The following is a 21589-nucleotide window of genomic DNA, read 5'->3' as shown; positions in this document are numbered from 1 at the left end:
AAACAATTAACAAAAGTTGATAATTAATTAAAGCCGTCAAGCTTATGACGGGGCTTTAGACCCAATTTCTTGGTAAAAGATTTACCTGGGTATGTTAACTTGCGCTGTATCTTGGCACATTGAAAGAATGCGGCGATCGTTTGAGCTAATTGTGCGAATAGAATGCAGATTTGTTAGCTGAGTATTGACTTCAATTGTTTGAACTTTTCCGGCTGAGATTGCCTTCCCGTACAATGTATTTCCCTCAATTTTACCAGTGAAGCACGCAAAGTCCGATCGCGGCGCGTAGATTGCACCAACGACGCGATCGTCCTGGCGTTGAAACACGATATAGTTTTGAAGAACTTGGTTGGGCTGTGGCGAATCTCCGTACAGGTAAATACCATCTGGCAAAGCAGCAACATTAGTCTTCGATGGATTTTGTTGTGCTTGAATGGGTTGTGGCTGAATGCCAACACCAATTAGTGTCAGAGGACAAATAAAGGCTGTTGCCAGTAGTTTCCATTTTCTTTTAATAGATGCAGGTAAGATCATTACTGCTTCTCCTTGCGTCGTCATCTAATATATTAAAACAATCTTCTCTAGTTAATATCTCACTCAGGTTATAATTTCCCTCTGCTAAAATCAGCCGATTGGTATAGATTCTGAACCTGAAAGCTTGCGCTTGTTTAGCACCGAAAACTTTATTTTCCCTTGTCCTCCAAGTGCCTGAGCTGATTTTGATAAAATTAGAGCAGACATAGTTTCTAATCCCACCCCATAAAACACCGATCTAACCTTGATGCCGATGCTTTGGCGGAATTAGATAATTTTTTGGCTAAGGAACCTGTAGCGCAAAGCTAGTTGATCGGGTGGGCGGAAACACTCCGCCCACCCTTCCCAATTTACCAGGCGCTAACTTTTTGTTTGGTAGAGCACAAAACATTCTGGATAACTTCTAGAGCAACAGCTTTAACTACATTAATACTTACACTATTACCCAGTTGATGATAAGCTTTATCATCATTAGGATGCAGAATAAAACTATCGGAAAAACCTTGTAACCGCGCCGCCTCGCGGGGAGTAATCCTGCGAACTCGGTTATGATAGTAAACTCCTAATCTATTAGCATCACTGGCAACAATTGTTACAGAAATTTTATGCAGATCGAGAAATTTATAGACTTCAAAGGAAAAGTTACCGGATACAGGTTTGTATTGATTGTTGTTCCGTTGCAGGTACTTTTTTGTTACCAAGGACTCCAGAATTTCATCGAGATTGGGATGAGCAAAAAAAGTAGCTATTTGCTCTTTAGTTAATAGCTTGCCATCTTGGTCAGCTCCAAATTCTTTATTGCGCCTTTTCAAGATAAAAAGATTCATTAATTCAATTTCGTCTAAACTGCACTCGCCTCGCAAACCCAGTTCCCAAGAATGAATCGAATTGCCACCGCGATAGTCAATTAGCCGCCTACCGTGCAGTCGGCTGAAATCATTGTTAACTATTTGTTTCAAGGCATTAACAAATTCTGGCGAACAATCATATTTTGGATCTGGATTGTCTTCCAAAATATCTGCAACTGTGACAGGTTGACTTAACGGGGAAAATAACGATAGCTGTTGATGACTAGAGGAATGCGAATCTTTTGGGCCTACGTCGGTAATTAGCTTAAATTGGGGCGAAGCATTTAAAATTCCTACTAGGTAAACTCGGACACGGTTCTGAGGTAAGCTAAAGTTAGAGCTGTTAAGCAAGAAATAATCGAAGCTGTAACCTCGGCTTTTGATTTCGCCCTTAATAGTTTCGAGGGTTCTGCCGCCGTCGTGGCTGACAAGCCCCCGCACGTTCTCGAAAATAAATGCTTGAGGTTTAAAGGTATCAATTAACCTGGCAATCTCAAAAAATAGGGTGCCTCTGGTGTCTCCAAAGCCCTCTTTTTTGCCAGCATAGGAGAAAGACTGACAAGGAAATCCCGCTAGTAAAATTTCATGTTCAGGCAGTTTGTCAATTAATCGGATGTCGCCTAAAGGTGTGTCGGCAAAGTTTTTCTGGTAAACTAACTGAGCGTCGGGATTGATTTCGCTGCTTAATACGCATTCTGTTTGCAGATTCAAGGAACGAGCGGCGGATTCAAACGCTAATCTCATGCCGCCTATTCCTGAGAATAAGTCAATAAAACGGATTTTTGGCATAGCCTTAAACTGGGTGGTTAAGATTGATATCTTGCACCATTTTTAACATGAGGCAGAGCGAAAGCATCTGCGTTACCAGGTAGAACCTGGTAACGAGGGGAATCGCACTTTTGCCTATTTTTTGCTAGCCATCCACTTTTGCAGATCGTTAATCGTAAAAACTGTTTCAAAGTCCAATCCAACAGATTGATAAAACTCCGCACCACCTTGCTCTCGATCAATCAGCGACAAAACGCGATCGACCTTATAACCAGCCGCCCGCAGCCTTTCCACCGCCTGCATCGCCGACTTACCCGTCGTCACCACATCCTCCAAAACCGCCACATTCGTCCCCTCTGGCAACAGCGGCCCCTCAATATACGCCATTGTCCCGTGTCCCTTCGTCTCCTTTCTGACAATTAAAGCTGGTATAGGTCGATCGCCCAAAGCCGAAACCACACTCACAGCAGTTACAATCGGGTCAGCACCCAAAGTCAAACCGCCCACAGCTTGCACATCCGACGACAGCATCGACAACAACAAACGTCCCGTTGCCAAAGCACCTTCAGCGTGCAGCGTCACCGGTTTGCAGTTAATGTAATAAGAACTTTTCTGCCCCGAAGACAGCATAAAATCGCCTTCGCGATAGGCAAACTCGCACAGCAAATCTAGAAGTCGATCGCGCAACACCTTTAAATCCGCAGCATCCATAACTCACACCCTATAAAAAACACAAATAATCCGCCGATAATCAGTTTATCAAAAAATTGGGTTGAAAATCCCGTCTTTCGCTTGACCGAAGGCATCCAGGATAAAAGCCCCCGGATTCATTCCAACGCGCCAACTCAGGACCCAGAAATAAAAAACCTGTCTCCGATGAAACTTGCCGAACGTATTTATCTCGCGCAAGTCAATGCTTCAATTCTAAAATCTAAAATCTAAAATCTAAAATCGCTTGACGGCTTTTTGATAGAATAGACATGGTTGTAATTCCCAAGGTGGGCGGTTGTGAAGCGGCTTTTAGTCGGCACCCTCGAACCTGAAAGCTTTTTAAAAGCAAAAAGAAGGGTAGCGAAAACCTTGTAAAACAGAGCTAGGGAATCAACGCATTCTCACGCACCAGAAAATCAATAATTTGTTTCAATCAAGTAGGGTGGGGCACACCCGAACTCTAGGTTCGTATCCTAGTACGCTTTTGGAGATAGACCCTCTGGGGTGGTTGTGAGTTAAGCTCGTCAATTGGTGCAATTGCACGGTTGAAAAGTTTAAGGATTGCCGAAAGGACGCAACATTTTAAGGTCAGTCGCTGAATTAAGAATCCCTGTCCTTTAGGTCAGGGAGTGTCAAATTGGAATCGGAATTAATTAAGGAGGCCCAAATATATGAGTCAAAAATTAAAAAGCCTAAGCGGCGCGTTGATTCTCGCTGTCGCCTCTGCCGCAATGGCATACGTCAAACCAGCTCAAGCACAAACAGAGCGATTTCACCCGATTGCCGACGACTTCAACCGACAATACTTTGAAGCTTCAGGAGACTTTTACCACAACGTCAGCTTGCAAGGTTACTTGGGCGACTATTTAGGCATCGGTTCCCCCAGCGGCGTCGTTGCCTTTCCCGAAAAAGAAATCGAGCGGGATGCTAGTCGCCTCAGCGGCCTTTACCGACGAGTCATGCAGCGGCAAGTTTCCAGCGACCCGATTCTCCGCGTCCCAGATGCCGTCAATCCCTTCGATGCCTCAATCATGGCACTGCCTGCAGCTTGTCAGCTAGGACCTCAACCAAGCGGCTGTTTCCCTACTCCCGGCGGACTCCAAGATCAGTTTACACTTCCAACGCAGCAGCAAAATTCACCGACCGATCAAGGGCCCGTTAGAGGACTTTATCAAGTATCGCCCCCTGGTAGAAATTAACTGCCAGTTCGGTATAAGTTTCCGGTTGCATCCGAATTAATATTACCCACAGTCAGGACACGGCAATGCCCCAGGCGTGTCAAATTAAGCTTTTCGTCCGCTAGTCCTCCCGCCTACCCGGCAGTCCGCCAGGGAATGAATTCCCTGTCTAATAGCGAAAGTCCTCTCAAAGAGGACTGAATAATTCCTTAGTCCTCTTTTAGAGGACTTCAGCTTTGAGGCAGGGGTTTCAACCCCTGTCGGAATATCGGTTTAACGTGTTTGTTGACACCAATGGGCAATGCCGTTTCCTGCAATTAATCGGGCGATAGTTACATCTCTCGCGAGCGCCATCGATTATTTTGGGGTAGGGAAACGGCAATGCCGTGTCCTCCGTTGCTCAGACTTATGATGAAACAATGCTGCCGTCAGGCATGATTGTTCCTTTCAAAATAGCTTCCCCCAAATTCGCTCCCGCCAAGTTCGCTCCCCGGAGATTTGCCCCGGTCAAATTAGCCCCTCTCAAATCAGCTTTGCCGAGGTTTGCCCACCGGAAATCTGCCGCGCTCAACTGTGCAAAACAGAGATTTGCCCGGAAAAGATATGCTGCTGTGAAGTGAGCTTCCGCGAGGTTAGCTTTAGAGAAATTGGCTGCATAGCAATGTGCTTCAATCAATTCGGCTTGAGTCAGATTGGCTTGACTGAGATTAGCACAGTTGAGGTTCGCGCCCATCGCATTAACTCGAAACATCACCGCACCGATTAAATTCGCCTCTCCAAAATCGGTTTGTTGGAGATTGGCACCGCTAATGTCCGCCCCAATTAAATTAGCACCGCTCAAATCAGATCCTCTGAAGTCAGCCGCTTGGAGGTTGGTTCCAGTTAAATTAGCTTTAATTAAATTAGCTTCCAGCAGTTGCGCTCCTGCAAGATTTGCTAAACTAAAATTAGATTCTGCGAGGTTTGCCGCAATTAATTTAGCCTTAAACAAATCTGTTTTAAAAAGGTTCGAGCGCCAAAGATACGCACCTCTGAGATTTGCTTCGGCGAGGTTAGCTTCGCTGAGATCCGGCTCTATATTTGGGTTGAGACTTCTCCATTCAATCCAACTAACTGCACCTTTTTTTAACAGCGCTAAATGCTGTGTATTTGCCATAATTACATCTCCTTTAACGGCTATTCCTTGCGACCAACAATTGCTGGATTTTCTCGACCCGTCACGTTTTCCACCGCCGCAATTGCTGCCTGGGAACCTGCTATAATATCTCGTTCTGCGCCGCCGAGGTAAAGCCGTCCGAAACTGCCTACAGCCTGAACCTCTAAGATGTTAATAGATGCGCCTTTTTCTGCTTCATTGGCCGCCAGCGCTGCATAGGCCGCCGGTTCTACTTCTAAGACGTAAAGCGTTTGTCCCGCCAGCAGCAACTGTCCGCGGCGGGTGCGGTTAATTAATTGTGTTTGGTGGGGGTCAATATTGCGAATAATTTGACTGGAAATCACTCGCGGTTTGATACCTTCTTCTCTGCGGAGTCCGATGAATTCTAGAATTGCTTTGCCTGCGGCCCGCGTTTCCCCCTGCTGACTCGAGTGTACTTCCAGAAGGCCGTACAAGCGTTCGACTATCTGCACTCCCGGGCGCACGGAGGCAGATTTGAGGGCGACATCGGTAATTCGGTTAATTTCGATACCGGGCGAGATTTCTATCCACAGCGACGCATCCCCCGGCAGCGGCAAGAATCCGGCGGCGACTGTGCCGATGTATGCTGCGTGCTGTGGCTGCAAGTTGTCTAGAAATACGTAGCTGCGTAGCTCTATACCCAAAAGTTTCTATCTCCGTCGATCGAGTTCCAACACTTATCTGTGCAATATCTGAGTTTACCTTTTTTTGTCAACAACACCTTGTCTATTGTCGAGACTGTCGCACTGCCTCACAACCGGGTGAGGTGTCAATCGATTTTAGATTTTAGATTTTAGGTTTTAGATTGAAGCATTGACCTTACGGATAAATACGTTCGGCAAGTTTCATCGGATATAGGTTTTTTATTTCACCGGTCCTGAGTCTGCTTTCGGAATGAATCACGTGGCGGGTATCCTGGATGCTTTCGGTCAGACCCGCTATTTCTAGTGTCGGAGTGCCTCTGCGAGCAATTTTTAATTTTGTGCGCCTGCTAAAAATTTGATATCAATCTGTAGTTATACGTGGAACTTAGCAATGTTTACCGCTAGAGATGGATTTAACTTTAAAAGCCAATCGATATAGTTTTGATAGTTAAAGATTTTAGCCAACAGAGAGCATTTGAATTATGAAACGTTCTGATTTATCCAAAGCAATCGGTGCAGGTATTATAGCTGCTGGGTTAGCCCTAGCACCAGCTCATCTGCCTGCTTCAGCTCAGACAGATACAACTGGCGGTACTAACAACACTACAACCACCACCACTCCTCGCTCCGATGTCTACAATGCTGAGAACGATCGCGATTTTGATTGGGGATGGTTGGGATTGTTAGGTTTGTCTGGTTTGTTGGGCTTGATTCCCCGCAAACGTGAAGAAAATGTCCGCTATACAACTACAACCAGCGATCGCGAGCCTGCCGTGCGAAGTGACTACCGCTAAGAATTGAGTCTTAGTGCTGTGGGCATCATGCAGGGACAGGATGTTTTAACCTGTCCGACTAGCACCAATAATCATCAAAAAACCTCCATCTGTGAGGTTTTTTTATTGGAGATGATGCGCGATCGATCGACGATTAAATTGGTTACATCTGAGATATTGTACCATTGTCAATCAGATTTTTATGAACAGGCCGGAAAGCCTGTTCATAAAAATGGTGCAATATCTCAGATATAAGCGGAATTGAGATGATTAACTTCTTCCTATCTTCTTCCCTCCCTCCTTTGCGTTCTTTGCGTCTTCGCGGTTCATTAAATAAATACTTTTCCGACACAAAAACACTTTAAACAATGTTTTTGCCCGATCGCTCGAGTACCTCCCCAATCGCCTGCACCAACTTGTCGGGGTCTAAAGGCTTAGCAATGTGGCGCCAGAACCCCGCAGCCAGGGCCTGCTGATAGTTAATTTCTCCAGCATAAGCCGTGAGGGCGATCGCCGGAATCCGTCCCCCTTTGTCGGGCGCCAGAGCCCGAACCTGTCGCATCAACATATAACCGTCAGTGTCGGGCATTCCAATATCGCTCAACAGCAAATCCGGCACAGACTCAGTTAAAACCGCCAAGGCATCGGCCGCGTTAGCAACTGCTGTAACACTTGCCCCACACTCCTCAAGCAGAAAAACCACTAAATCTAGCGCATCGGCCTCATCATCCACCGCTAACACCTTGACACCGCTCAAATTGAAGGATTGATCCGGCGACGCAGTTCCCGCAGGACTTGTCTGAGACTGGATCGGCATCAGAGGTATCCTGACAGTCAAGGTTGCACCTTGTCCTTCGCCGGGACTGTCAGATTTCACTGTACCGCCGTGGAGTTCGACGAGATGGCGGACGATCGCCAATCCTAAACCCAATCCGCCAAACTTGCGCGTCATCGAGCTGTCAGCTTGCCGGAAGTAGTCGAATACATAGGGCAGAAAATCAGGTTCGATACCTTTTCCCGTATCAGTTACAGTAATTTGGGCCAAGGTGTCCACCCGATCGAGAACGACTTGGATTTTGCCCGACGGCGGGGTGAACTTGACGGCATTTGACAGCAAATTCCAGACTACCTGCTGAAGTCTGCCCGCATCGCCCAACACCGGGCCCAGATCCGGTGCAAATTGAGTGGTGATTTGAATCGACTTGACTTGGGCCGCCAGACGCACCGTTTCAATAGCAGCGCCGATGACCTCGGCTAAATCCACAGGTGCAATATTCAAGCTAACCTTGCCTTGCAGAATCCCCGACACGTCGAGCAAATCTTCGATAAGCTGGGTTTGCAGTTTGGCGTTGCGCTCGATCGTCTCTAAGGCATAACGCTGCTTTTGGGGTGTCAGAAGATTCGATTGCAGCAGCTTCGCCCAGCCCATAATCGGGTTTAAGGGAGTCCGCAATTCGTGGGACAAAACAGCCAAAAATTCGTCTTTGACGCGGTTAGCCTGTTCTGCCTCTTCCCGCGCTGCCTTTTCCCGTGCTAGAAGGCTTTCCCGTTCTGCTTCTGCAACTTTGCGATCGGTAATATCGGTGTTAGTGCCACACCAGCGCAGCACCTGGCCTTGCTCGTCGCGAATCGGCACGGCGCGGGAGAGAAACCAGCGGTACGATCCGTCTTTGCCCCGTAAGGGGAAAGTATCTTCCCAGAGTTCGCCTGTTTCAATGCAGCGCCTAAATTTTTCCACAACGCCATCGAGGTGTTCCGGGTGGTGCACCTTTTGCCAGCCCCAGCCTAGCATTTCTTCTAGGGTGGTGCCTGTGTAGTCAAACCAGCGTTTGTTATACCAGAAAATCCCCCCAGCAGCATCTGTCATCCAAGCCAACTGAGCGATGTTGTCAGCTAGAGCGCGGAACCGAGCCTCGCTTTCGTGCAGCTCATGCAGAGCTCGCGCGTGCAGGATCACCGTCCAGAGGCGAGCCACCACTTCTTGCATCAGCCAAACTTCATCGGGCCGCCAGTGCCGCACCACCCTTGATGTCACCAGCAAAAGAGCCACCCAGCGCCCTTCCTGAAGGCAGGGAACATCGACCAAAGCGCGAATACAAACGGCACCGTAGTTATCGAATAAATGCGCTGTATGGGGGTAAGTAGCGATATCTGAGATGACAAGGGTTTGACCTGCCATAGACAGAGCTTTCAGTTCTGGCGTCTTAAAGTCTGAGATTTGATAGGTGCCGGCGGCGCTGGCAATGTCGGACTGGTGCCAGTCTTGGTGGACAATTGCCCGATCGGCTTCTAAATCGATTTCGTGCCAGATGCAGCGATCGACCTTTAAATATTCTCCCAGACTTTTCATGGCTTCCCACAACATTTCTGTGGGGTTGAAGCGCTGTCGCAAGCGGGCTTCGAGATCGGAGAGAAACTGCTCGTTGAGTTGGGCTTGTTTGCGATCGTGAATATCGGTGTTTGTGCCGATCCACTCGACAATCTGCCCCCCTGCGTCGCGAATTGGCACGGCGCGGGACAAATGCCAGCGTTCCATTTGGTCTGCTGCCCGCCGCAGGCGCAGCTCAATTTGATAAACTTCTCCGCTGATTAGACATTCTTCCCAGCGGGCCCAAGATTCTGCCAAATCCGAGGGCGGGACTAGGTATTGCCAATTGCTTTGAGCGGCTTCCTCGTAAGACATTCCCAGATATTCCAACCATTGTTGTTGATTGGTAAAGCGAATTTCCCCGCCGGAACTTACGTTCCAAAGCAGGTGGGGCAGCGACTCAGCGAGGAAGCGAAAGCGGCGGTCGCTTTCTGCTAAGCTTTCTTCTGCTCGTTTGCGATCGTCAATATCAATGCCGATACCAGCCCATTGCACCACCTTTCCCTTCCTGTCTTTGACGGGTACAAGTCGCGCTAGATGCCAGCGGTAATTACCATCAAACCTGCGTACCCGACACTCGAATTCGTAGGCTTCCCCGGCTGCAATCGCAGGAGTGCGCGTGGCGACAACTGCTGGCAGATCATCAGGATGAAATAATTGCAGCACCGGCGCAGGCATCGGCAATTCTGGCCTCATGCCCGTATAGGTTTTCCAGTGTTGGTTGCAAAACTCTAACCTGCCGTCGGCGGTGTTGATCCACATTAATTCCGGGACGCCATCGGCGAGGGTGCGGTAGAGATTTTCGCTGTGCCGCAGTGCTTCTTCTATTTGCCGGCGCTCGGTTTTGTCCTGCATAATTTTCAGGAAACCTTGCACCTCGCCTGCTGCGTCGCGCAGGGGCATCACCAGCCCGCTGCCCCAAAAGCGGCTGCCGTCTTTGCGGAGGTGCCAGCGCTCGTTTTCTCCTTTTCCTTGAGTCAGGGCGCTGTGCATTTCTGCTTCCGGCATCCGGGCTGCTGAGTCTTCTGGGGTGAAGATGATGCGTCCGTGCTGCCCGACGATTTGGGCTTCGGAATAGCCCAGCAATCTCTGGGCCCCTGCGTTCCAACTGGTAATGTGTCCGTCGGTGTCAATGGTGAAGATGGCGTAGTCTTTGGCGCTGTCGAGAATCAACTGCAGGTGGGTTTCACGATCGCACAGTGCTGCTTCTGCTTGTTTACGCTGGGTAATGTTGCTGGTGAAGCCGACTATTTTGGTCGCTTCACCTTGCTGGTTGCGGATCGAACAGCCGCGCTCCGAAACCTCGATCCAGCGCCCGTCTTCGTGCTGAACTCGGTACTCGATTTCATAGCGATCGGGAATATTCAAGATTGATTGCCCCCCGGCTTGGATGCGTGCCAAATCGACGGGATGGATGCGTTCTCTCCACCACTCTGCTGTTGCCGGTGCATCCTCTGGGCAGACACCGACGATCGAGCACAGTCCCTGGGAACGGTAAACTGAGTTTGCTGCCAAATCCCACTCAAACACCATGCCGTCGATCGCCCTTGTAGCTAATTGGAAACGGTTGTAGCTTTCTTGCAAGGCGAGTTCTGCCATTTTGCGAGCGGTAATTTCCTGTACCACGATATGAATCCCCACAATCTCTGGGCCCCTGTCTCTGAGCGGCCACCAATTCTGGAGCCAAGTGCGAACAACTGTGGGTTGATCCCTAGTTGCACCGGTGAGTTCATAATTCCGGATCGGTTCTCCGGTGTCTAGAAGGTGTCCCAACAAAGGTTCGGCTGTGTCTGCCCAGTCGGGGACAATTTCGCGCAGGGTATGGCCGATGTGCCTTTCTACTGCCAAGCCGTTCATTTGGGCAAACCGCTGGTTGATCCGCACGAACCGCAAATCTGTGTCTAAAACGGCTAAACCCACGGGAGTTGTTTGGTAGAGCGACTCTATCTCTACAAGTTGACGCCGCACGGTTTGTTCGCTTTCTTGTAGGGCGAGTTCGGCTTTTTTGCGATCGGTAGCATCAAATAATACTCCGATAAACCGCACTGCTTCGCCTGCTGCGTCGTAGAGATAGCGCCCGAACGCGCTCAACCAGCGGATTTCTCCGTTGTCGGCGCGGATGATCCGGTATTCGGGGGAGTAGAGCGATCGGGTTTGCCGAGCTGTTTTGGCTGCTTGCATGACTTGCTTGAAGTCGTCTGGATGCACGCAGTTTTCCCACACAACCGCGCTTGCTTCCCCGCCTGGTACCGGTTGGCAGCCCAAAATGCTGAAATGGGTCGCCGACCAAATTACTCGATTTGTTCGCACGTCTAAATCCCAGGTTGCCATGCCTGAGCCTTCGATGGCGATGCTCAAACGTTCTTCGCTTTGTTTTAAGGCAATTTCTGTTTGTTTACGCTCGCTGATATCTGTGAGGGAACCCACGGCGCGCACGGGATTGCCTGACTCGTCCCAAATTGCTCGCCCTCTGGCTAAAACCCATTTGTAGCGCCCGTCCCCACAACGGATGCGGTACTCGCAGCAGTAATGTGAGGTTTCTCGATGCAAGTGCTGCTGCCAATTGCTTTGCACGATCTCCACATCATCGGGATGAACGTAGCTCAAATATTGGCTAAAGTTTTTGACATCTTCGGGCCCACGTTCCAAAATCTCTAAAAAGCGATCGCTCACTACAGAGCAATTTGTTTGCAGGTTGCGATCCCAAATCCCGTCGTTGTTGCCGGCACAGGCTAGCTGCCAGCGTTCTTGGCTTTCTCGCAAAGCTTCTTTGGTTTGATTGGCGCGATCGATTTGTATGGCGGCAACGGCAAAGTCTGCTAGGGCGATCGCGATCTGCAAGTCTTCGGCATCGAACTGGCGATCGTCCTCGTGAGATACAATCCATATTGCCCCCAGCGATTGATTTTCTGCTTGCAGTGGCACGACTAACGCTTCGGCGATCGGCAATTCTAACTGTTGTAAGTCGGTAAAATATTGTTCGGGAGCAAAGTAAAGCTGGGGAGTTTGGCGATCGATCCCGGTGCCCGACAAACGCAATTTGCGGGGTGTGTTTTTATGTTCTGCTGCTTCCCACGCTCCCGCTAAGGCCTCCCACCGAAAGATTTGTTCGGAAGTTGCATTTTCTTCTAGCAAGCAGACTCCGACGCTTCCGGCGTCGCACAAATCTTGAGCGATCGCAACGAGTGTTTTTAGCAGCCTGTGCGGTGAGGTTGCCAATTGTCGAGCCAGCGTTTGCAGCGCTCGGTTTTCTGCTTTTCGATCGTGTGATCGAGGGATGCGGCGCGACAGTTCATCGGCGATCGGAATGTCGGTTAAATTAGTTTGTGGGGTGTGCCAAGCTTCCATCAATTAGTGGTCTCTATGTCTTTCGGTCTGAGCTGGCGAGCGTATATCAGCGCCCTCTTCAACCATCTGCTACAAATTATAGCATTTACCCAGAGACAAAATTAGTTATCTATCTTGGTAATTACTTTTTATTTTTCAGGCTAGTGGATTGCCTTAGTTGCCTTTACTCTTGTCGCCGCCTTATGCACAATTTCATTCCAGAATCGCGCTTTTTTCCATATCTGACTTGGAGAGAAATTCAGTCTATGCCGGATAAGGAAAATACTGTGATAATTCTGCCGCTAGGTGCGATCGAACAGCACGGCCCTCATTTGCCTTTAATTGTAGATGCGGCAATTAGCGCGGCAGTTACAGGCAAAGCCCTGGCAAAGTTAGAGGCAAATATTCCCGCCTATGCTTTGCCGCCTTTGTACTATGGTAAGTCGAACGAACACTGCCATTTTCCCGGTACAATTATGCTCAGTGCTCAGACACTTTTAGCAGTAATCGGCGAAATTGCAGACAGTATTTATCAGGCTGGATTTCGGAAATTAGTGTTAATGAATGGTCACGGCGGACAGCCACAGGTGATGGAAATTGCGGCGCGGGATATTCATCAAAAATATCAGGATTTTTCGGTTTTTCCGCTGTTTGTTTGGCGCGTTCCTAATGTGGCTGCTGAATTATTAACTGCCAAGGAGTTGGAGTTGGGAATTCACGCGGGTGATGCAGAAACGAGTTTGATGTTGTCAATTTTGCCCGAACAGGTGAAAATGGAACTGGCAGTTTGCGACTATCCGCAGGGTTTACCAACAGAGAGTTTGCTGAGTATGGAAGGGAATTTGCCTTTTGCTTGGCTGACGCGAGAGTTGACTGAAAGCGGTGTGTTGGGCGATGCGACGGCGGCGACGAAAGAAAAAGGATCTCGTATTCTCGAATCTCTCTCTGACGGCTGGGCACAAGTTATCAAAGATGTTTACAAATTTCGCCAGCCGCGTAGTAATTAAAAATTAAGAATTAAAAATCAAAAATTGTTCTAATTCGTGTCAAAATGAGTCTAAGAAATTTTTTGAGTTGGAAAACTAACGATGAGTGTAAATTCTAAATTGCAGCGCGCTTTTGAGCAAGGTCGCGCCCTGAAAATTATCAGCGGTTTAAATAATTTTGATGCCGCCAACGTTGCTGCTGTCGTCAAAGCAGCGGATCTCGGCGGTGCTTCCTTTGTCGATATTGCTGCCGATCGCGATTTGGTATTGATGGCAAAACAGTTGACAGATTTGCCAATTTGTGTATCTGCTGTGGAACCGGAAAAGTTTGTGCCTGCGGTAGAAGCTGGGGCTGATTTGATTGAAATTGGTAACTTTGATGCTTTCTACGCAGAAGGCCGCCGCTTTGAAGCTGAGGAAGTTTTGCAGTTGACTCGCGAAACTCGATCGCTATTTCCAAACATCACTCTTTCTGTGACAGTTCCCCACATTTTGACACTCGACAAACAAGTGCAATTAGCAATTGAATTAGTCAAAGCTGGGGCTAACATCATCCAAACCGAAGGTGGCACTAGCGCTCAACCAATTCACGCTGGCACCTTGGGATTAATTGAAAAAGCAGCGCCTACTTTGGCCTCCGCTTTTGAAATTTCCCGCGCCGTATCCATCCCCGTACTCTGCGCTTCCGGTATCTCCAGCGTCACCGCACCCCTCGCTATTGGAGCCGGTGCTGCGGGTGTTGGTGTCGGTTCTGCTGTTAGCCAGCTTAATAGCGAAGTGGCGATGATTGCGGCTGTTCGCAGTTTGGTTGAAGCTTTGGCTTTGGTTTCGCGATCGCACTTGCCGGCTTCCATTTAATTAAGAAGGAAGAAGGAAGAAGGAAGAAGGAAGAAGGAAGAAGGAAGAAGGAAGAAGGAAGAAGGAAGATTTTTCCCATCCCTCGCTCTTCCCCTTCTCCCAGTCTTCGCCTCTTCCACTCCCCCACTCTTTCACTTTTCCACTCTTCCTTAATAATTGATAAACCACACGGCATAATCATCTAATAACTGATTGTTTCGGGAGATTACATCAACGGATTCTAACTCTGATAAAGGCAACATAAACTTTTGGCGATCGCTGACGCGCTGCACTTCCACAAATATGCCTTCTTCCTGAAGCACCAAATCCTCCAACCGATTAATTGTGAATCTATCAGTATAAGAAGGTTGAGTTTTTTTGAGCCGTGCATATTCTTTTTTGCTGCCGGAACCCATTGTATATTCTTCTTCCCATTCAAACTCTTCTATGCCGGTAACGTGGCAGGGTAGTTGAATATTTTGCTTGATGTACTCTAGATATTTGACGGAATTTTTTAGGCTGAAATCAATATTTTTTGACCCCAAAATTTTACTGATTTTAGTTTCAAATTGCTTGGTATTAAATGGGAGATTTTCATCGAGATGCGCTAACATTTCTGGATCGAACCCCGCTCTCAATTCGGATAATTCCTCCAGCAGCCTCTGAAAGTCGTTGACCGGTTTGGGTCTTCTGCCTGCTACAATGGTTTCATCAAGCTGAACTGGAGGAAGTTCGGATTGTGAAGGAAGGGATTGGCTTTGCTCTGGGCGATCGTCCACTTTAGATTTGTTAACTTTAGATTTGTTAACTTTAGGCTGGTTAAGTTTAGGCTTGTTAAATTTAGGCATCGCTCGGTCTCGCTGGCTCGGTTTATCAATAAAGTATATCTTGGCAGAAGTACATTGTGTCTGATAGGAGGAAGCTGTAATGCAACTACTGAAATCACCTGATGAATCGCCAGTCTATCAAGGACAATTCGGCGAGTTTACGATTACTCAAAACGATCGCACGGGAGTGTTGATTTACCGCGCCGGATTGGGGGTGGCGGCGCTGTGTTTTGCGATCGGCACTACTCTGGTGCTGCAACAGGGCGACAACCCGATGGCAATCCAAGCTGTAACGCCTGTTTTTGCTTGTTTCTGGATAGCTTTAGGCGTCAGCTTGGCAACTATTCACATTTACATGATTGCGCTGCACCGCACACTACAGGCGTTTTGGGCGATCGGCGGCGCGGCAGCATTGTTTGTCGCCCTACAAAGCAGCCAACCTCTAGCTTTAGCAGTGTACGAACATCCCGCCACATTGTGGGGAATTGGCTTTACTTTTGCAGCCTTAAATGGCATTTATTTTAAGGAAGCATTCTGCTTTAATCGCCTCGAAACTAAGTTTTTGACTCCGGGAGTCCCTCTGTTAATTTTAGGACATATTTTCGGATTTTTGTCAGCCGAAAATGAACAATTTTTGCTGGCTGTTTGGGCGGCTTTGTTTATCATCTTTGCTGTGCGTAAGTTTTTTCAACCAATGCCGCAGGATATCGGGGATAAAAGCGTTTTTGAGTATCTGAAACACCAATAATTTGGGAATGGGGCATTGGGAATGGGGCATGGGGCATTGGGAAATTCTATCACTTTCCCACTATTTCCCTCTTTCTCAGTCTCGCCGAATCTGCCTCCATAGCCTAAAACATCTAGAGCTAGTTAAAATGAGAATTCGTCTAATCCGCCGCCGAGAAATGTGGGCAGTTACCAAGGAAGGTTGGGTAATTGCTCTGATGGGATTAATAATTGCAATGATCTTAATTCTCACAAATATCCATCCGTTTTTGGCGGTAAATGCGCCGATTAAAGCAGATGTTTTGGTTGTCGAAGGCTGGTTGCCCGATTATGCGATCCAAAGTGCGATCGCCGAATTCAAAAAAGGCGAATACCGCCAATTAGTTACCACAGGAGTTCCTTTAAGTAAAGGCTACTATCTTGCTGAATATAAAAATTATGCCGAACTAGCTGCCGCGACTTGTATTGCGCTAGGATTTGATAAAAACAAAGTAGTAGCAGTACCAGCAGCGAGTGTTCTCAAACACCGCACTGCTGCTTCTGCGATCGCACTTCAGGATTGGCTAGGTGCTTCTGCCATAAAAGTTGAGTCAATTAATCTTTATTCTTTTGGCCCTCACGCCCGCAGAAGTTGGATTATTTTCAAAGAAGTGCTGAATCCTGACATTAAAGTCGGGATTATAGCTGCTGAACCGCAAGATTACAATCCCCAAGAATGGTGGAAATCGAGCGAAGGTTTTCGGACTGTGATCGGAGAAATTATTGGTTATATTTACGTGCGTTTCGTTGATTGGAAAGCTTAGGAATGAGAATTAAATAACTTCCACTCTTGAAAGTGGGATGGGCTATAAGAGCCCGTCATGAGTGGACGGGCTATAAGAGCCCATCCCACAATAACAATTAAAATTGTAAGTTATTTAATTCGCGATCCTTAGCCAGTAATTGTCAACCTCCCTCTTAATTCCCTTCGCCTTCTTAGCGCCTTCGCGGTTCGTAAAAAATATTTATAGCAATCTTTGCAGGAGTAGTATTTTTTTGCCCCACCCCAACCCTCCCCGCGGGTTCGGGGAGGGAGTAAGAAATTTACAAATGATTTAGGATTTCTATATATTCAACCAAAAATGATAAAATTATTTTCATATAAGTTGAGGGTAACTCCTTGGTAGAAGAACGCGCTTACTGGTTGGCATGGTCGCAAATTAACGGTATCGGGCCGATTTTGTTGCAAAGATTGCACCAAAATTTCAATAGTTTGGCAGAAGCTTGGACGGCAAAACCAGTAGATTTCATGCGAGTCGAAGGGTTTGGTAAGCAGATAATTGAAACAATTTCCCAAGAACGAACTAAACTCAATCCTGAAGAATTTCTCGAAAAACATCTTATAAAAAATCCCAGTTTTTGGACGCCCGCCGATTCAGATTATCCCCGCTTATTATTGGAAATTCCCAATCCGCCACCAGTGTTGTATTATCGCGGTAATGTCGATCGCAAAGAGAATCAAGGAATTACGCCGACGGTGGCAATGGTTGGTACTCGCAGCCCAACGGAATACGGCAGAAGGTGGACTCGCAAAATTAGTACGGCTTTAGCTAGAAGCGGTTTTACTGTGGTTTCGGGATTGGCGGCGGGCATTGATACAGAGGCTCATACAGGCTGTTTGGAGGCGGGAGGAAGGACTTTCGCAGTGGTGGGGACGGGGGTAGATATTGTATATCCTAAACAAAATGAGAGGTTGTGCGATCGCATTTTGCAGCAGGGATTGGTAATTAGTGAATATCCGGCGGGGACTCAACCGAATAGGACTAATTTTCCGCGCCGAAATCGCATAATTGCTGGCTTAAGTCGCGCTACAATAGTGATAGAAGCTCCGCATAAATCTGGTGCTTTAATTACTGCTTATCAAGCGAATGATTTTTGTCGGGATGTGTATGTTTTGACAGCAAGATTGGATGATGAGCGTTCCTTTGGGTGTTTGGAGTTGCTGAGTAAAGGTGCTCATCCGATTCTGCCGAGTAGCGATCGACACTTAAGCGAAGACAGGCTGTTGGAAATGCTCGGAGCTATGCCAAAATTGGATAGAGCCGAGCAGTTGTCGCTATTTCCTCCAAATCCGACGGTTGAGAAGCAAGGGCCGCCGTTGGAGCCGGAATTGGCTAAGGTGTTAAGTGCGATCGCATCTGGGCCGATTTCTTTTGATGTAATTGTGGAAGCAGCGGGATTAGAAGCGGGAACGGTTTCTAGTATACTTTTGCAGTTGGAATTGTTGGGATTAGTTTCGCAGTTACCGGGAATGCGATATCAGCGGTGCTGATTTGGAATGTTAGATTAAATCCGCATTTTATACAGATACTCGGCGGTTGAAACCGCGTCTACACAGACAAAATCCCCCTGCGCGGATTGAAGGCAACGGAGGACACGGCATTGCCGTTTCCCTACCCTAAAATAATCAATTTTCCTCGCTCGGATTTAAGCATCACGCGATCGATTGTAGGGACAAGGCACAGCCGTATCCTGATTTCGGGTAATGGGTAAAATCAACCGGATTGGATGATGAAATTGCCCGATTGGGCGATCGGATATAACGATCGATAACACGGCAATTGAGGACACGGCAACAGCGCAATTGGTGTCAACTTAAGGTAAAACCGATAGTCCGACAGGGAATTTATTCCCCTGGCGGACTGACGGATGAGCGAGAAGACTAACGGACTAAAAGCTTAAGTTGACACTAATGGGCAATGCCGTTTCCCTGCCCAATTCTCAAATCAATCCGAAATTAGCAGCACTAATACTGCTAGCAGAAACTCCAGCCAGAGAAGCTAAAATCTCCCCAGTTTGTGCAAACCGGATTAAAGTCGAACCGCTATCTTGAGCAATAGCCAATTGCGAGAAACTCAACCCGTTACCCAATACTAACAAGTCTTGACCGACTTCAAAATCAGTAATCGTATCAGTACCGGAATTGGTAGAGAGTAGGAACTTATCTACTCCCATTCCTCCTACCAAAGTATCAATTCCCAAACCGCCCGACAGTAAATCATCGCCCTTACCTCCGTAAAGAATATCATTACCATCATCGCCATTCAAGATATCAGCACCACGGTTGCCAAACAAGACATCATCACCGCTACTTCCCAGGATTGTATCGCTACCTTTGCCACCAAAAATAGTGTCATTCCCCAGAACTCCATCGAGGGAATCATTGCCCCTCATGCCCATCAATACATTATTCGCGCTGTCGCCACTCAGGATATCGTCGCCATTTGTACCGAGAATTGCATTCGGGGAATTGCTGCCCAAATCAGCATCGCCGCTGACAACAGGAGTTGCAATCCCAACAGGCAATACTACAGATTCAATTCTGCTATCTAAAGCAGTACCAGTATTGTCAGCAACTAGCTGGGAAATAGGTTTATTTCCCGTACCAACTTCTTTGAAGTCTTGAGTGGTTGGGCCCAAGGCTACTTGTTGGAGGCGGGCAAGTGATTCAGGAATTGATGTTCCTGTTGGGTTGGAGACAGCCGCATCAATGCGTTGATTGGCTGTTGCCATTACTGTCGCGGATTGCGATGTAATTTGGCTGACTTGTTGAGAGTTGAAACTGGGGTCTATTTGCTGGATTTTAGCGGCTGCTTGCTGAATGATTGGTTCTAAGGCTGCGGCATTGCTGAGGTTTAAGACTGTACCGGATTCAATTTGAGCCGTAATTGAACTGACAACAGCTTTGACAATATCGTTGTTAGCTGCACTGGAAGCACCGTCAATTAAACCGCTAGTTTGGGTGATGAAGTTTTGGACTTTCACCATTGCGGATAAGACTTCGACTCCCCCTGGTTGGTTGTTGTTCGTCGCTGCTATTGGATCTAAGCTAGTTAGGTCAACTTCAGCGGGGAGAGAAAGGGCGGCTTTGACTAAAGATTGAGCTTCTTCGGGTGCAATTCCTTTGTCGGTTAAGTCGGCGACTAAACTGGTTAGGAGTGTTACTACACTTGCATCTGGTGGTGCGGTGAGTGGTGTTTCTAGGGGTAAGCCGGTGGCGGTGTCAATGCCTCCTATGACAACTAAATTGCCTTCTGATGGGTCGATTTCTCCGTTTTTGTTGGTGTCGAAAATCTCGAAGGGGATGTTGAGATTAAACTCACCGTTGCTGTTAGTGGTGGTGGATGGTTCGTTGGTGTCAAGGACGCCATTTTTGTTGGCGTCTAGGAACACAGTTGCACCGGAGATATAACCGTCAATTGCCAGGCCCTGAATGCCCTCGAATCTCCGCAAGTGGAAGGAGTCGGTGGCAGTGGCGCCGGCATTGTCCGTTGCTGTCACCTTAATTTGCAAATCGAAGTTTGAGGGGACATTACCAGCATTCAAATCCACGCTAAAGGTCAGCGTATTCGGGTCGAACTTAAGCCAATCGGGTGGAATGATGGTGTTGGTATTGGGGTCGAAGGTCAGCCCATAGAGGGAGAGCAATTGCGGGTCTGGAATTATTGAGTAGGAGTAAGTGAGACTGTCACCTGGATCGTCATCGGTAAACGTGTCCGAAGCAAGAGTTACATTGAAGTCGCCGCGGGGATTGAGACCACGTTGATTCGAGAGGGAATTACTCACCCGCGGCGCGCGGTTGTTTAGTGTAGATTCAGCATCGATAATTTTCAGACTGGCAGTGTTTTGGGTGCCAATAATGGCATTATCCCGATTGGTGATCTGAAACGCAATTTCTTCTGTTCCTTCAACTTGACCATCCGGAAAAACGTCAATTGTGAAAGTTTTGGTATTTTCGCCTGGGTTAAAGGTGAGTTCAGGAGAGAAATTGGGGGGAACGTTCCAATCTGTTCCCAAAGTCGCTGAACCAGTAGGACGTTCTAGGTACACCCTGGAAAAGTTGTTTAGATTCCCAGTGCGAGTGAGAGTAATTTGTTTCTGAACGATTCCTGTGCGACTTTCATTGACTTGGTAAGTAGCTGGGGAAAAATTAATTGTAGGAGGCCCCTCTGCATCGAAAATTTGCACAGTAGCAGTGTTTTGGCTGCCAATAATGGCATTATCCCGATTGGTGATCTGAAACGCAATTTCTTCTGTTCCTTCAACTTGACCATCCGGAAAAACGTCAATTGTGAAAGTTTTGGTATTTTCGCCTGGGTTAAAGGTGAGTTCAGGAGAGAAATTGGGGGGAACGTTCCAATCTGTTCCCAAAGTCGCTGAACCAGTAGGACGTTCTAGGTACACCCTGGAAAAGGTGTTTAGATTCCCAGTGCGAGTGAGGGTAATTTGTTTCTGAACGATTCCTGTGGGACTTTCATTGACTTGGTAAGTAGCTTGGGAAAAATTAATTGTAGGAGGCCCCTCTGCATCCAAAATTTGCAAGGTAGCAGTGTTTTGGGTGCCGATCTTGACATTAACCCCCCCATTGGCGATCCGAAACGCAATTTCTTCTGTTCCCTCAAATTGACCATCCGGTAAGATGTCAATTGTCAAAGTTTTGCTATTTTCGCCTGGGTTAAAGGTGAGTTGAGGAGAGAAATTGGGCGGAACTTTCCAATCTATTCCCCCACTCGCTGAACCAGTAGGAGGTTCTAGCCACACCGTGGAAAAGTTGCTTAGATCCCCTGTGCGAGTGAGGGTAATTTGTTTCTGAACGATGCCTGTGGGACTTTCATTAACTTGGTAAGTAGCTGGGGAAAAATTTACCGTGGGAACACTAAGAATCTGATTGTTAGGTTCCGTTATTCCCAAAGGAGTTTCATTAGATTTCGGTAATCCGATCGGGAATATGTTTGGGTTCCCTGTTCCTGTCGTGACTGGTGTCGGCGTTGTCGTGACTGGTGTCGGCGTTGTCGTGACTGGTGTCGGCGTTGTCGTGACTGGTGTCGGCGTTGTCGTGACTGGTG

15 protein-coding genes are annotated in these 21589 nt (G+C 47.6%); 7 read left to right on the top strand and 8 right to left on the bottom strand.

Annotated features, from left to right (window positions below; all coding sequences use genetic code 11):
• Positions 1 to 81: 81 nt before the first annotated feature.
• The 3 genes from QT973_RS24610 to pyrE all read right to left on the bottom strand — a co-directional run bounded on the left by QT973_RS24610 (position 82) and on the right by pyrE (position 2861).
• The gene (locus QT973_RS24610) at positions 82 to 558 is read right to left on the bottom strand and encodes a hypothetical protein (RefSeq protein WP_333240779.1); all 477 of its coding nucleotides are present in this window, start codon (positions 556 to 558) and stop codon (positions 82 to 84) included.
• A gap of 326 nt (positions 559 to 884) precedes the next feature.
• Positions 885 to 2171 carry a DNA (cytosine-5-)-methyltransferase gene (dcm, locus tag QT973_RS24605; protein ID WP_333055188.1) on the bottom strand — a complete coding sequence of 429 codons (1287 nt, stop codon included), beginning with the start codon at positions 2169 to 2171 and terminating at the stop codon, positions 885 to 887.
• A gap of 114 nt (positions 2172 to 2285) precedes the next feature.
• Positions 2286 to 2861: an orotate phosphoribosyltransferase gene (gene pyrE, locus QT973_RS24600; RefSeq protein ID WP_333211597.1), complete on the bottom strand. Its 576-nt coding sequence runs from the start codon at positions 2859 to 2861 to the stop codon at positions 2286 to 2288.
• Positions 2862 to 3532: 671 nt separating this feature from the next.
• On the opposite strand from pyrE, the gene QT973_RS24595 reads away from it, so the two are divergent.
• Positions 3533 to 4060: a hypothetical protein gene (locus tag QT973_RS24595; RefSeq protein ID WP_333055182.1), complete on the top strand. Its 528-nt coding sequence runs from the start codon at positions 3533 to 3535 to the stop codon at positions 4058 to 4060.
• Between the two features lie 385 nt (positions 4061 to 4445).
• Here QT973_RS24595 and QT973_RS24590 read toward each other — a convergent pair whose 3' ends face one another.
• The gene (locus QT973_RS24590) at positions 4446 to 5195 is read right to left on the bottom strand and encodes a pentapeptide repeat-containing protein (RefSeq protein WP_333055181.1); all 750 of its coding nucleotides are present in this window, start codon (positions 5193 to 5195) and stop codon (positions 4446 to 4448) included.
• Between the two features lie 20 nt (positions 5196 to 5215).
• Positions 5216 to 5860 carry a hypothetical protein gene (locus QT973_RS24585; RefSeq protein ID WP_190661578.1) on the bottom strand — a complete coding sequence of 215 codons (645 nt, stop codon included), beginning with the start codon at positions 5858 to 5860 and terminating at the stop codon, positions 5216 to 5218.
• 482 nt (positions 5861 to 6342) lie between these two features.
• Between QT973_RS24585 and QT973_RS24580 the strand changes: the two genes are divergently transcribed.
• The gene (locus tag QT973_RS24580; RefSeq protein ID WP_333055180.1) at positions 6343 to 6654 is read left to right on the top strand and encodes a WGxxGxxG family protein; all 312 of its coding nucleotides are present in this window, start codon (positions 6343 to 6345) and stop codon (positions 6652 to 6654) included.
• A gap of 340 nt (positions 6655 to 6994) precedes the next feature.
• Here the strand turns inward: QT973_RS24580 and QT973_RS24575 are convergent, their stop codons facing one another.
• Positions 6995 to 12349, bottom strand: coding sequence for a PAS domain S-box protein (locus QT973_RS24575; protein WP_333392412.1), 5355 nt, complete (start codon positions 12347 to 12349; stop codon positions 6995 to 6997).
• 182 nt (positions 12350 to 12531) lie between these two features.
• On the opposite strand from QT973_RS24575, the gene QT973_RS24570 reads away from it, so the two are divergent.
• Complete coding sequence (locus QT973_RS24570; RefSeq protein WP_333055176.1) at positions 12532 to 13335, top strand: creatininase family protein; 804 nt, start codon at positions 12532 to 12534, stop codon at positions 13333 to 13335.
• 81 nt (positions 13336 to 13416) lie between these two features.
• Complete coding sequence (locus QT973_RS24565; RefSeq protein ID WP_333211608.1) at positions 13417 to 14172, top strand: DUF561 domain-containing protein; 756 nt, start codon at positions 13417 to 13419, stop codon at positions 14170 to 14172.
• A 149-nt stretch (positions 14173 to 14321) separates the two neighbouring features.
• Here the strand turns inward: QT973_RS24565 and QT973_RS24560 are convergent, their stop codons facing one another.
• A complete protein-coding gene (locus QT973_RS24560) occupies positions 14322 to 14999 on the bottom strand; it encodes a calcium-binding protein (RefSeq protein ID WP_333055173.1) in 678 nt (225 codons plus the stop codon).
• 79 nt (positions 15000 to 15078) lie between these two features.
• Between QT973_RS24560 and QT973_RS24555 the strand changes: the two genes are divergently transcribed.
• The 3 genes from QT973_RS24555 to dprA all read left to right on the top strand — a co-directional run bounded on the left by QT973_RS24555 (position 15079) and on the right by dprA (position 18015).
• Positions 15079 to 15726 carry a DUF2301 domain-containing membrane protein gene (locus QT973_RS24555; protein WP_333055172.1) on the top strand — a complete coding sequence of 216 codons (648 nt, stop codon included), beginning with the start codon at positions 15079 to 15081 and terminating at the stop codon, positions 15724 to 15726.
• A 127-nt stretch (positions 15727 to 15853) separates the two neighbouring features.
• Complete coding sequence (locus QT973_RS24550) at positions 15854 to 16507, top strand: YdcF family protein (RefSeq protein ID WP_333340705.1); 654 nt, start codon at positions 15854 to 15856, stop codon at positions 16505 to 16507.
• A gap of 356 nt (positions 16508 to 16863) precedes the next feature.
• A complete protein-coding gene (gene dprA / locus QT973_RS24545; protein ID WP_333392410.1) occupies positions 16864 to 18015 on the top strand; it encodes a DNA-processing protein DprA in 1152 nt (383 codons plus the stop codon).
• A gap of 449 nt (positions 18016 to 18464) precedes the next feature.
• Here the strand turns inward: dprA and QT973_RS24540 are convergent, their stop codons facing one another.
• On the bottom strand, positions 18465 to 21434 hold the full coding sequence (locus tag QT973_RS24540; RefSeq protein WP_333055169.1) for a Calx-beta domain-containing protein: 2970 nt from the start codon (positions 21432 to 21434) through the stop codon (positions 18465 to 18467).
• Between the last annotated feature and the right edge of the window lie 155 nt (positions 21435 to 21589).

The organism is Microcoleus sp. Z1_A1 (assembly GCF_036700305.1).
GTDB lineage: Bacteria > Cyanobacteriota > Cyanobacteriia > Cyanobacteriales > Microcoleaceae > Microcoleus.
This window is presented reverse-complemented; position numbering and strand designations above follow the sequence as displayed.